Origin of the sequence: Enterococcus sp. BSD2780061688st2 D3 (assembly GCF_005844145.1) — a bacterium.
Taxonomy (GTDB): domain Bacteria; phylum Bacillota; class Bacilli; order Lactobacillales; family Enterococcaceae; genus Enterococcus_B; species Enterococcus_B durans.
The window spans coordinates 177,200-189,418 of record NZ_SPHN01000003.1 but is presented as its reverse complement, the minus strand read 5'-3'; the positions used below and the strand labels follow the sequence as shown (position 1 = coordinate 189,418).

10 protein-coding genes, 1 pseudogene and 1 riboswitch are annotated in these 12,219 nt (G+C 38.5%); of the genes and pseudogenes, 7 read left to right on the top strand and 4 right to left on the bottom strand.

The window, feature by feature from the left end:
• Complete coding sequence (locus FGQ66_RS04310) at nt 1-900, top strand: RluA family pseudouridine synthase (RefSeq protein WP_005879009.1); 900 nt, start codon at nt 1-3, stop codon at nt 898-900.
• 17 nt (nt 901-917) lie between these two features.
• A complete protein-coding gene (gene mgtE / locus FGQ66_RS04305) occupies nt 918-2,279 on the top strand; it encodes a magnesium transporter (RefSeq protein WP_081134051.1) in 1,362 nt (453 codons plus the stop codon).
• 270 nt (nt 2,280-2,549) lie between these two features.
• Here mgtE and FGQ66_RS04300 read toward each other — a convergent pair whose 3' ends face one another.
• Nucleotides 2,550-3,188 (bottom strand): copper homeostasis protein CutC, encoded by a 639-nt coding sequence (locus FGQ66_RS04300; RefSeq protein ID WP_113846283.1) that lies wholly within the window; start codon nt 3,186-3,188, stop codon nt 2,550-2,552.
• Nucleotides 3,189-3,323: 135 nt separating this feature from the next.
• Here FGQ66_RS04300 and FGQ66_RS04295 point away from each other — a divergent pair, with 135 nt between their 5' ends.
• The 4 genes from FGQ66_RS04295 (at nt 3,324) to recD2 (ending at nt 8,551) form a co-directional block, all read left to right on the top strand.
• Nucleotides 3,324-4,181, top strand: a complete 858-nt coding sequence (locus FGQ66_RS04295; RefSeq protein WP_113846282.1) for a methyltransferase domain-containing protein — start codon at nt 3,324-3,326, stop codon at nt 4,179-4,181.
• 223 nt (nt 4,182-4,404) lie between these two features.
• Nucleotides 4,405-4,908: a tRNA (uridine(34)/cytosine(34)/5-carboxymethylaminomethyluridine(34)-2'-O)-methyltransferase TrmL gene (gene trmL / locus FGQ66_RS04290; RefSeq protein WP_005879005.1), complete on the top strand. Its 504-nt coding sequence runs from the start codon at nt 4,405-4,407 to the stop codon at nt 4,906-4,908.
• 395 nt (nt 4,909-5,303) lie between these two features.
• Complete coding sequence (locus FGQ66_RS04285) at nt 5,304-5,960, top strand: histidine phosphatase family protein (RefSeq protein ID WP_113846281.1); 657 nt, start codon at nt 5,304-5,306, stop codon at nt 5,958-5,960.
• A gap of 17 nt (nt 5,961-5,977) precedes the next feature.
• On the top strand, nt 5,978-8,551 hold the full coding sequence (recD2, locus tag FGQ66_RS04280; protein WP_113846280.1) for an SF1B family DNA helicase RecD2: 2,574 nt from the start codon (nt 5,978-5,980) through the stop codon (nt 8,549-8,551).
• A gap of 194 nt (nt 8,552-8,745) precedes the next feature.
• Here the strand turns inward: recD2 and FGQ66_RS04275 are convergent.
• Nucleotides 8,746-8,910: pseudogene (locus FGQ66_RS04275) on the bottom strand (ISL3 family transposase); the annotation flags it as partial.
• Nucleotides 8,911-9,106: 196 nt separating this feature from the next.
• Nucleotides 9,107-10,084 (bottom strand): diacylglycerol/lipid kinase family protein, encoded by a 978-nt coding sequence (locus tag FGQ66_RS04270; RefSeq protein ID WP_138301791.1) that lies wholly within the window; start codon nt 10,082-10,084, stop codon nt 9,107-9,109.
• Between the two features lie 572 nt (nt 10,085-10,656).
• Nucleotides 10,657-10,703: riboswitch (PreQ1 riboswitch) on the top strand.
• 14 nt (nt 10,704-10,717) lie between these two features.
• Between FGQ66_RS04270 and FGQ66_RS04265 the strand changes: the two genes are divergently transcribed.
• The gene (locus tag FGQ66_RS04265; RefSeq protein ID WP_104660430.1) at nt 10,718-11,221 is read left to right on the top strand and encodes a QueT transporter family protein; all 504 of its coding nucleotides are present in this window, start codon (nt 10,718-10,720) and stop codon (nt 11,219-11,221) included.
• Nucleotides 11,222-11,460: 239 nt separating this feature from the next.
• On the opposite strand, the gene cbpA is transcribed toward FGQ66_RS04265, so the two are convergent.
• Nucleotides 11,461-12,102 (bottom strand): cyclic di-AMP binding protein CbpA, encoded by a 642-nt coding sequence (gene cbpA, locus FGQ66_RS04260; protein WP_005878998.1) that lies wholly within the window; start codon nt 12,100-12,102, stop codon nt 11,461-11,463.
• Nucleotides 12,103-12,219 lie beyond the last annotated feature (117 nt).

Here is a 12,219-nt window from a genome sequence, read left to right as displayed (position 1 = left end):
ATGGAATTTGAATGGAGATATGAAAAAGAGCAGCCACAGCAATTAAAATACTTTTTAAAAGAAAAAGGTATTTCTAAAGGTTTGCTAGCTAAAATAAAGTTTCAAGGTGGAACGATCAAAGTAAATGACAAAAGAGAAAATGTCTTGTTTTCTCTTTCAGACAATGATAAGGTAACCATTGTGATTCCTGCTGAAGGTGAGCATGAAACGGTACTCTTAGATGAGACACCGATTGACATTATATATGAAGATGAGCATCTTCTGGTGGTCAATAAACCAGCTGGTATTTCTTCGATTCCAGCACAATACCACCCGAATGGAACTATGGCGAATCGCGTAAAAGCATACTATAAGCGACAAGGTTATGAGGATCAGGTCGTTCATGTTGTCACGAGGCTTGACCGCGATACCTCTGGGTTGATGCTGTTTGCAAGACATGGTTTTGCACATGCGAAATTAGACGTTCAGCTTAGGGAAAAAAAGTTTATCAAAAAATATCAAGCACTTATTAGTGGAAGTTTAGATGATTTAAAGGAACATGGTTGGATCGATTTACCCATTGCCCGGGACTATTCATCATTGTTGAAGCGTCAGGTCCATGTCGATGGTCGAAGTGCGCAAACCGAATACTGGTTAGAAAAAAGAGACTCTGAAATTGCATTGGTGGATATTCAGTTGCATACTGGAAGAACCCATCAGATCAGAGTTCATTTTTCTGAGATTGGTTGTGCCCTTTTAGGTGACGAAATGTATGGCGGACGAATGGATCTAGGTATTGAACGGCAAGCATTGCATTGCTATGATCTACGCTTTTATCATCCTTTCACACAAAAATTATTAGAATTTAAGCAGCCTTTGGCACAGGACATGGCAGCTATCGTTCAACGGTTTGAAGATTAAGGTGAGGTGAGATTGGTTTGGATGAAAATCAAGAATTAGAGGAAAGATTTGCCCAGTTATCTCAGGATTTGAGAGAGAATAATATTCAGGAATTTAGAAACAGCTTCTTGGAGATGCATATTTATGAGCAGGGGCAATTTTATCAATCCCTTAACGAAGAAGATCGCCAACTGATCTACACGTATTTGTCTCCTAAAGAATTAGCGGATATGTTCGATGTGATCGAAGAAGACAATGAGCACATGAAAGAGTATTTAGACGAAATGCGTCCGAGTTATGCAGCGGAAATGTTGTCAGAAATGTATACGGATAATGCCGTCGACTTATTGAATACACTAGATAAAAAACAAATCGCGAAATATTTAAGCTTGATGTCGACAGATGATGCCAGCGAGATCAAAGAATTGCTGCATTACGAAGATGAAACAGCCGGTGCGATCATGACCACTGAGTTTGTTTCGATCGTTGCTAATCAAACCGTACGTTCTGCAATGTACGTGTTGAAAAATGAAGCAGATGTTGCAGAAACGATTTACTATATCTATGTAGTCAATCAAGAAGGCCAGTTAGTTGGTGTTATTTCTTTACGTGATTTGATTGTGAATGATGATGACACGATGATTTCTGACCTCATGAGTGAACGGGTCTTGTCTGTTCATGTAGGTGATGACCAAGAAGATGTCGCTCAAACTTTCCGTGACTATGACTTTCTGGCATTACCAGTAACAGATTATGATGATCATCTATTAGGGATCGTTACAGTCGATGATATCATTGATGTTATTGATGATGAAGCAGCGAGTGACTATTCTGGTTTAGCAGGGGTCAACGTAGAGGAAATCAATGAGAACCCTGTTAAGGCAGCTTCCAGGCGTTTGCCATGGTTAGTTACGCTTCTTTTTCTAGGGATGTCAACAGCTTCACTTATCAGTCATTATGAAGATTTAGTCAGTGAAGCAAGTATTCTAGCTGTCTTTATTTCACTGATCACTGGTACAGCTGGAAATGCTGGTACACAGTCCTTGGCGGTTGCTGTAAGGCGATTAGCTATCTCAGATGAAAAAGATCATGGGTTTGTTCGTTTGATCTTGGCAGAGGTATTAACTGGACTAGTGACTGGAGCTATTACCGGATTAACGATTTTCTTGATCGTTGGATTTTGGAAACACAATTTTATTCTGGGTTTTGTTATAGGGATCGCAATGTTGTTTGCGATTACGGTTGCCAACTTAGCAGGTAGTCTGATCCCTATGTTGATGGACCGACTTGGCTTTGATCCGGCAGTTGCAAGTGGACCATTCATCACAACATTGAGTGATTTGACAAGTGTATTGATTTATTTCAATATCGCTTCATTATTTATGGGATATTTTATGTAGAAATGATTCTGTTCAAAGTATTTTGATGAATGCCCGAAGTGAAATGACTAGAATGCCATTTATATAAACAGACAATCATGGAATGAATCAAAAAACGAGGTTGGGACAGAAGTGTTTAACCCCGAGAAATAAGAAGGAATTCATGAAAATTGCTTTTCAAATTTTTGTGAATTTCGGCTTATTTCTCGGGGTTGCTTCTGCTCCCACCGTTTATTCGTTTTTAAAGCGTGGGACAAAAGTGTTTCTTACTTTTGTCCCACGCTCGTTTTTTTAGTCTAATGGTACGATTTTTGTGCCGTGGACTTCAGTAACACCTAGCTCCGTTGCTACAGATTCGGCATTTTTATAATTGACTTTTCCGCCGGGAAGAATGATCAAGCGTCCATCAGCGTGAGCAATCAATTGTTTGAGATGATCAAAATGAGCTTCAATTGGGTCACTTGCATCGCCACCATGAGTCAGAATACGATCAACACCATGTTCTGCTAACCAGTCAATTGCTGCAAACTGGCGATCTTTAGGGATACTATCAAATGCCATATGGAAAGTAGTCTGTAATCCTTCCGCTGTTTCAAGCAATAATTCCATTGCTTCTTCGTCGATCCAGCCAGAAGGAGTTAAACAGCCCAAAACGACACCATCAGTTCCTAATTTTTTTGCTTCAATCAAATCGGTATGCATGATTTTTAATTCGATATCGTTATAGACGAAGTCGCCTCCACGCGGACGGATGATCGTCATAACCGGTATTTCCTTTTCCCCTGCGTAACTTAACGCTTCCTCAATGACACCTGTGCTGGGAGTTGTTCCTCCAACAGCTAAGTTGTCACATAGTTCAATACGGTTTGCTCCTCTTGAGATTGCTAAAGGGATCGCTGTATAGTTCTCTGCGCAAAATTCTTTGATCATTTTCTTGCTCCTTTATATTCGCCTTAGTCATGGAGATTGTAACATATTTTTTGTAGTTGCTAAAGTTTTGTTCTAACGGTAAGATGAAAGTGTAAAATCAACGTTTACTATTTGAAACGAGAAATGAGCGGGAAAATGTTAAAAAAAATCGACAAAGGACGCCAGTTTTTGCTGGAGAATAAAGGACTATTTCGTTGTCCGCTGTGTCACACAAAGATTGAAACAACGAATAATGGTTTGGTGTGTCAGCAGAACCATCATTTCGATCTCTCCAAAAAAGGCACGCTATATTTCTTATCCCATGCTGTGAAGACAGAATATGATCAAGGAATGTTCGAACCTAGGCGCAGAATGATCCAATCTGGAATGTATCAGCCGGTTCTCGAATTATTAGCACAAGAATTGCCTCAAGAGGCAGATGTGTTAGATGTTGGATGTGGAGAGGGAAGCTTTTTGTCCGTTCTCGACCAGCTACATCCGTTAAACCGCGCTGTGGGTTTTGATATTTCAAAAGAAGGGGTGTACGCAGCAACAGAGCATCCTATCTCTGCATTTTGGTGTGTGGCAGATTTGACGAATCTTCCTTTTGAAGATCAGCAATTCAATACGATCTTGAATATCTTTTCACCTTCTCATTACCAAGAATTCCAACGGGTACTGGCCGATGATGGAGAAATCTTAAAAATCGTCCCTCAAGAAAATTATCTAAAAGAACTTCGACAAGCTTTTTATCCGGATCAACCAGAAAAACAACAGTATTCAAATGAGCGAGTAGTAGCCAAATTCGCTGATTCTCTGGAGTTAGTTGGACGTCAACGTGTGACATATGAATTTGAGATACCTGAAAAAAATCAGCAAGATCTCTTAGCGATGTCACCTTTAGAATGGCAGGTCAGCCCAGCGATAAAAGAGCAATTAGCGCGGGATCCTTTGAAAAAAATTACAATTGATGTAGAATTATTAAAAGGAAATAAGAGAAAACGATTCCAATAGAAATATTGTTTTTGAAAGGTTGCAAAAAGAGTTTATAGGTGGTATAGTAGCCACAAGTTGTTTTTTCATTGGTTTTTATCAGGTTCCTGTTCTGATAAAAGTTAGTGAGAAGAGCTTCACTAACGTAACGACTCGCAGTGACTGACACCGAGTTGATACGTTTTTTTTTATGCCAAAATAAAGAGAGTAATGAACTAACATATAGATGAGAGGATTGATCCTTATGAACCATATCGTTTTATTTGAACCATTGATCCCTGCCAATACTGGAAATATTGCAAGGACTTGTGCTGCAACGAATACACCACTCCACTTGATTGAACCTCTAGGATTTTCAACAGATGATAAACATTTGAAACGTGCTGGATTAGATTACTGGAATGACGTGAACATCACGTACCATCCTAATTTGGACGCTTTTTTGTCTTATCTAGGTGATCGAAAACTTCATTTGATTTCAAAATTTGCCCATAAGGTATACAGTGATGAAAATTTTGCAGATGGAGAAGAACACTTCTTCTTATTTGGGAAAGAAACAACGGGCTTGCCAGAAGAATTCATGCGTGAAAATGAAGAAAAATGTTTAAGAATCCCGATGAATGATGAACATGTCCGTTCATTGAATCTGTCAAATACTGCGGCAATGATCGTCTACGAAGCATTGCGACAACAAGGATTTCCAAATTTAGAGTTAACACATCACTATGAAAATGATAAGCTAGACTAGAGGCTATTTAGCAAATGTCCTGGCTCAAGCATTAAGCAAAGAAAAAGAAAAAATAGCTTTTCATATTTTGTCTTTTTCGGCTTAATGTCGCAGAGACAATTTGAGAAATGCCGTTTACACTAGAGGCTATTTAGCAAATGTCCTGGCTCAAGCATTAAGCAAAGAAAAAGGAAAAATAGCTTTTCATATTTTGTCTTTTTCGGCTTAATGTCGCAGAGGCAATTTGAGAAATGCCGTTTACACTAGAGGCTATTTAGCAAATGTTCTGGCTCAAGCATTAAGCAAGGAAAAAGGGGAATGCCCTTTACTAGCAATTTTATTTATTCAGCAGAGCCATTATTCTATTAATTAGCAGACACTACTTTTAAAAAGTGACAACAAGGAGTCCGATGCAAATGGAACTATATTTTACAAGACATGGAAAAACAGAATGGAATCTTGAACGCCGTTTTCAAGGCAGCAACGGAGACTCCCCCCTTTTAGCAGAAAGCTATGAAGAAATCAAAGCTTTTGGTAAAAAAGTGAGATATGTGCCGTTTAAGGTAATCTATTCCAGTACAGCGAAACGCGCACGTGATACAGCAGAAGGGATAAATAAAGAGCTAGCCCATCCAGTTGAAATCATTTATACAGATAAGTTGAGAGAACTAGGATTAGGAGATTTAGAAGGCCAGCCAATTGATGAAATGTATCAGAAATATCCTGAAACACTACCTAATCTACGGCAACATCTCGATAAATACGATCCTACCATTTTTAGAGGAGAAGCGATCGAGTCTGCGATTACGCGGATCGAAACAGTAGTAGCGGATGCTGTCGCACAACACGAGGGACCGATTCTTTTTGTCGGCCATGGCGCATCATTGACTGCCGCTATTCAATGGATGGTGGGAAAAGAATTGAGCCAATTGCGAGAAATGGGCGGACTCTTCAATAGTAGTCTTACGATTTTAGAGACGGGAGAACCGTATAATTTACTCCCTTATGAATTAAAAGTATGGAACGAGATCGATTTCTTAGGGAAAGATACGAAACCAGAACCACTATTATAATTGAAGGAGGCGGCAAAATGCAGCCAGAAGAAATGCCTTACTTTGTTGGCACAGTTGCCGCAATTTTTTATCAAAATCCTAGTAATTTTTATAAAGTCTTACTGGTTCGGGTCACTGAAACAACTGCTGATTATCGCGAAAAAGAAATCGTTGTGACTGGAAGCTTTGGAGATGTCCAAGAAAATGAGTTGTATCGGTTCTATGGCGAATTAGTAGACCATCCTAAATATGGCAGACAGCTAAAAGTTGAGCGGTATGAGCAAGAAAAACCTACTACAGCCAACGGTATTGTTGGCTATTTGTCTAGTGAGAAATTTCCGGGTATCGGAAAGAAAACAGCAGAAAAAATCGTTGAATTATTAGGGGAAGAAGCGATTGAAAAAATCATTGCTGATCCTTCAGTGCTAAAACAGATTTCTGGTTTGACTAAGCCAAAAAGAGAAATGATTGCGGAAACGATTCGCTTGAATCATGGAATGGATCAAGTGATCATGGGGCTGAACCGCTATGGTTTTGGTAGTCAGCTTGCGTTTAGTATTTACCAAACTTATAAAAATGAAGCACTAGATATCATTCAAGAAAATCCGTATCAACTGGTTGAAGATATTGAAGGAATCGGCTTTAAACGTGCAGATAACTTGGCAGAGCAACTAGGGATCGCCGCCGATTCTCCAAGACGTATCCGAGCAGCAATCTTACACCAAATTTTTCAGCATGCGGTTCAAACTGGCGATACATATGTTCCTGCTGAGATGCTTCTTAGCCAAACCATCAGGATTTTGGAAACAAGCCGACCGATTGAAATTCAACCAGATCAAGTGGCAACAGTGATCATCCAACTTGTCGAAGAGGGAAAGATCCAACAAGAAGGAACCAATCTCTATGAGAACAGTTTGTTTTTCTCTGAATGGGGGATCGGTAATTCGATTCAACGGTTGCTTAGTCGAAAAAAAGAAATCAAGTATCCAGAAAAAGAAGTGAAAAAAAATATTCGTCGTATCGAAAAAGTTTTTGGTATCCAATATGGAGAGTCCCAAGAAAAGGCTATTTCAGAAGCAGTCCGTTCGCCATTATTCATTTTAACTGGAGGACCCGGTACAGGAAAAACGACAGTTATCAATGGAATCGTCAATTTATTTGCGGAATTGAATGGGTTAGAATTAGATCCTACGAAATATACACAGGAAATTTTTCCGATATTGTTGGCAGCGCCAACTGGTCGGGCAGCAAAGCGAATGAATGAAACGACGGGACTTCCGGCAAGCACGATCCACCGATTGCTTGGATTGAATGGACGTGAAAAATCACCAACAGTCAGTACGAAAGAGCTGGAGGGTGGTTTATTGATCATTGATGAAATGTCGATGGTCGATACATGGTTAGCGAACACTTTATTTAAAGCTATTCCTACAAATATGCAAGTTATTTTAGTTGGGGATAAAGATCAATTACCCTCTGTAGGTCCTGGTCAGGTTCTGCATGATTTGTTGGAAATCGATCAGATTCCTAAAATGGAATTGAATCAGATCTATCGTCAAGGAGATGGCTCAAGTATTATTCCACTTGCTCATGAAATCAAAGAAGGACAATTGCCAGCTGATTTTACAAAGAATCAGAGGGATCGATCCTTTTTCAGAAGTGATGCATATACGATTGAACCGTTGATTGCGAAGATCGTGGAAAAAGCGAAAAACAAAGGATTTACTGCACAAGATATCCAAGTATTAGCTCCAATGTATCGTGGTCCAGCAGGAATCGATGCGCTGAATAAGATGATGCAAAATATCTTTAATCCGGGAAGGGATGGACGCAAAGAAGTTCATTGGAACGATACAGTCTATCGGATCGGAGATAAAGTACTCCAGTTAGTAAATACGCCAGAATTAAATGTGTTTAATGGCGATATGGGAGAAATCACGGGAATTGTGTTGGCAAAAGATTCTGAAGATAAGATTGATGAATTGGTGATTCAATTTGATGCCAATGAAGTCACGTATAAACGGAATGAGTGGAATAAGATCACGCTCTCTTATTGTTGCTCGATCCATAAATCTCAAGGTAGCGAATTCAAAATGGTCATTTTGCCAATGGTTCACCAATATCAGCGTATGCTCCAGAGAAACTTGCTTTATACTGCAGTCACTCGAAGTAAAGAATTGCTGATACTTTTAGGGGAAGAACACGCTTATGCTACATGTGTGAAGAATGAATCAGCGAGCCGAAAGACAACCTTGAAAAAAAGAATCGAAGAAAATGAGCAGATGACGATCGCTACCCGAACGAAGCTAGTAGCTTACGAGGACTCATTGAGTGGAAGTGATCCGTTTGAGGATGGTTCATACACTAGCGTGGGTGAAATAGCCAAGACACCAACTGAAAAGAATGAGCACAACGAACAAGAAGAGTCTGTCCAGGAAAAGGAACGTAATGTTAATCTATTCTCATCGGTTGAAGAAACAAAAGAGCAGATGAAAGATGGAGAAAAGGAAACAGAAACGACTCGATTACCTCAGACGTATATTCTGACAACAGAAGCAATTGAAAAACAACTGATTGATCCAATGATTGGTATGGAAAACGTAAAACCTTAAAAATAGAAAGCGAGCGGGACAAAAATCAGGTTTTTTCTGATTTTTGTCGGCTCTTTGTCAAATGATGTTGGTAAAGAGAAATCTTAGAATAATTTGGACAGAACAGAAAGAAGAAAACCTCTTTCTGTTCTGTTTATTTGGTTAAAAATGGGCTCTTCGTCAAATTGTGTTGGTGGAGACAAATTTGGATAAAACTTAGTCCGACATGCGGCGTGTTCTGTGCGTGTCGTATATGAATCGTTGCGGATAATGAGAACCAATTCGCAGTGTTCGCAATGGGAAGGCGAGTCATCCATTTTTCATCAAAAAAATGAATGTTTATCTGTTAATCCGAGTAATTTTCTAATATGATTATCCATAGAGAGACTCCTTTGGTAGGGTAATGTTTTTGTCGACTAAATTTTACCAAATGTGAGTCTTTTTTTGGATTGAAACAAAGAAAAAGTGTTGGTAGAAAATCGATTTCGATTTCCACCAACACAAAATATTATAGAACCTTTTCTTTTTAAGAAGGACTATTATCCTACGCTCCTTGCTCTTATAACTATATGCCTATCAAAGCGTTAAATTACACCAAAATAGTTGTTTTTTTGTGGACAACTGTAGATCGAACGGTTGCTTCTCAGTGTCTTCACCATCTTCTTGACCATATTGTGATGTAGTCGAAACGATACGCAATTTACTAGTGGTAAAGTGGTGAAAATTTTTAGAATGGAGTTGCTTTTTTTGTGTCAGTAAAAGAGCAATCCACAGGATCTTGAATAGATTGATCCGCTCCACGACAACAAAATCAATCGTTGGTTTGGCAATGTCAGCGGTGGGAGCGATGGCTACACCGCCTCCAAAGTATGGGTGATTCGTTGCTGTACATAAAAAAGCTTTTTCAAAACTGACCTGTTTTCCACTAGTTTCTACTAAAATAGGGAATCCTTTTTGAACAAAGAAAACACGCAAGATCGAAAAAATATAAGAAAGCGATCCTAATTTATACTTGTTCAATTGTGTTTTCGCATTCGAATGATTTGTCGCATGCACGATTGCCGCATCCAAACCAATCCCAAAATTATTTACGACAACTCCTTGTCTATCGCTGATTTTTTCTTCATAGCTTAATAGATTGATTTCCTGAGGTTCAGTTGCAGCAAGCACATTTTCTAATGCTTTTACAGCATTCCTTGATAATCCGATACCTCTAGCAAAATCATTACCAGAACCGGCAGGGATATATGCAACAGGAAAATTAACTTTCAGTTGGTGAAAAGTATTCAATACTTGGTGCAGTGTTCCATCACCGCCGACAATTACAAGTAAAGGAAAAGGAGCTTCTTGCTCACTGGTTTCTTCAGTCCATTCTTTCAGCGTATCTTCTGCTAATTCCTCAGCGATTTGGGCATCATGGCCTTTCCACTTACTATAATAAACAGAATAGGTCAGATTCTTTTCAGCAAATAGCGGGATGATCTTGTCCGCTACCTTTTTACCAGAGCCGCTTCCAGCCGCTTGGTTGATCAATAAATAATAATGAAACTTCATTTTTGCCTCCTGCGAAACATTTCAGAAGTTGAGCTGGCTATAGACTCAATCATAAAATCAGAGAACTTCTCAATTTTTCGCTTAACGCTCCAATGGTTAGCGACTGAAATATTCATTGTTGAATATCAAAATTTATTTTAAAAAGAGAAAAAACAAATCATATGTTTTTATTCTTGGTTATTATAGCAGAGGAGTGCAGAAATGAAAAAGAACAGATTTCAAAAAAATAAAAAAATCTAGCAAGCGCTCGATCCGTTCGTTTGAAACGGAGAAGAAATCTAAGGTTCGATATGTCCACTTAGTTCTTCAGCTGCTTGCTAGATCTTGTTCAGGTAAGAGGTTATTCAAACTCCCACTTCCTTTTTTCTTTTTTAGATACACAACAATTCTTTTCTTGCAGAACCTGCTTCGTCTGCGCTACTGGGAATCCTTATGCCTCTTACACCTATTTTATAGCATAATTCCTTTGTTTTGGCAAACGTTTACATTCATTCTTTAGATACTATTTTAATTCAAAGAATTCTATGGTTTTAAATCTATAGATTGTCTGCTATAATGATTCTTTGTTTAAGATAACCGCGGTTCATCAACCATCCCGCGTTAAAAAAACTAGGAGAAATGAGGGCTTATATTATGCAAAAGACACAGGAACAAAAACGACTAATGGTCGTCGTAGTGAATGGGATCATCATGGCTTTATATTTAGCGTTAACGATTTTAGTTGCACCAGTATCATCTGGACCAATCCAATTTCGAATCTCTGAAAGTTTGAATCATTTAGTGGTTTTTAATCGGAAATTACTCTGGGGTGTACTAGGAGGAGTCATCATCTATAACGCATTCTTTGGCTTTGGAATACTAGACGTTATTTTCGGTGGCGGACAAACATTGATTTCTTTAGGCTTAACAGCAATTTTGCAAAATAAAATCAAAAATGTAAAAGTACGTTTAGCACTGAATACGCTCTTCTTTACGATCAGCATGGGATTGATTGCGTACATGTTAGTACCAACAGGCGGCAAGGCCTTTTGGACGACTTATGGCACATTAGCAGCAAGCGAGTGTATCATCATGGCTGTGTCAGCACCATTGATGTATTATTTAGACCGGGCATTAGATTTTAAAAATCGCGTATAGGAAGAGCGAGTTGAAAATAGTTTATATAAAGATAGAGGTTGGGACAGAAGTGTTTAACTCCGAGAAATAAGAAGAAATTAACGAAAATTGCTTTTCAAATTTTTGTTAATTTCGGCTTATTTCCGAAGGAGTTGCTTCTGCTCCCACCGTTTATTCGTTTTTAAAGAGTGGGACAAAAGTGTTTCTTACTTTTGTCCCACTCTCTAGTTCTGTTTGGCTAATTATCTGTTTATCGAAGCTTATTCTGCGTGTTGTAGATTTTCGATCTCGATTACTTTATAGTTTTTCTTTTCAAGTTGGTTAACAATCGTTTCACATACTTTTTCGTCTGTGTCAGCAGGCAAAGTGATCAGTGTACGACGGATGAATTCATCCTTTTCGATATCAAGTGTAATACAGCTGGCAATACTGCTGTATTTAGAGATGATTTTTGAGATCGTTGCTAAATCGCCTTGTTTACCAGTAGACGCAATCGTTAACACGTAGCTACCTTGTTCGACACTCCATGATTGTGAGAGCATAGTCAACAAGGTACTATGTGTCAAAATTCCATAGAAGTGATTTTCATTATCAAGTACGGCGATATAAGGTAGCTCTTTGATCGTGAAAAATACTTTAAAGAAAGATGTGTCTAAATAGATGAATTTTGTGGCATTCTTCAATAGATGTGTAACTGGTAGTGTCATATCCCCGCCGTTAGCTTTATGGCGATAGATGTGCATCTTATAAATATTTCCACGGAAAATATTTCCAGAAGCATCTAAGATCGGCACGCAACGATAGCCAGAACTTTCTAAAATCTCTAATGCTTCTTCTAAAGTGCTGGTCTCAGTAACAGTTGTTAAATCTTTTTTCTTATATACAAGTGTTTTTAATAGCATAATTTTACCTCCATATATCTCATTTTTACTTCATTTCAAATTAATCATATCATAATTAATTGCAAAACAATAGACCGTTTAAATGCGAATTGACAGAAAAACTTTTCCATGATACTG

Excerpts from the sequence above, each read along its gene's own strand:
- FGQ66_RS04310 (WP_005879009.1), top strand. The coding sequence starts at position 1 with ATGGAATTTGAATGGAGATATGAAAAAGAGCAGCCACAGCAATTAAAA.
- FGQ66_RS04300 (WP_113846283.1), bottom strand. The coding sequence starts at position 3,188 with ATGATCAAAGAATTTTGCGCAGAGAACTATACAGCGATCCCTTTAGCA.
- FGQ66_RS04295 (WP_113846282.1), top strand. The coding sequence starts at position 3,324 with ATGTTAAAAAAAATCGACAAAGGACGCCAGTTTTTGCTGGAGAATAAA.
- trmL (WP_005879005.1), top strand. The coding sequence starts at position 4,405 with ATGAACCATATCGTTTTATTTGAACCATTGATCCCTGCCAATACTGGA.
- FGQ66_RS04285 (WP_113846281.1), top strand. The coding sequence starts at position 5,304 with ATGGAACTATATTTTACAAGACATGGAAAAACAGAATGGAATCTTGAA.
- recD2 (WP_113846280.1), top strand. The coding sequence starts at position 5,978 with ATGCAGCCAGAAGAAATGCCTTACTTTGTTGGCACAGTTGCCGCAATT.
- FGQ66_RS04270 (WP_138301791.1), bottom strand. The coding sequence starts at position 10,084 with ATGAAGTTTCATTATTATTTATTGATCAACCAAGCGGCTGGAAGCGGC.
- FGQ66_RS04265 (WP_104660430.1), top strand. The coding sequence starts at position 10,718 with ATGCAAAAGACACAGGAACAAAAACGACTAATGGTCGTCGTAGTGAAT.
- cbpA (WP_005878998.1), bottom strand. The coding sequence starts at position 12,102 with ATGCTATTAAAAACACTTGTATATAAGAAAAAAGATTTAACAACTGTT.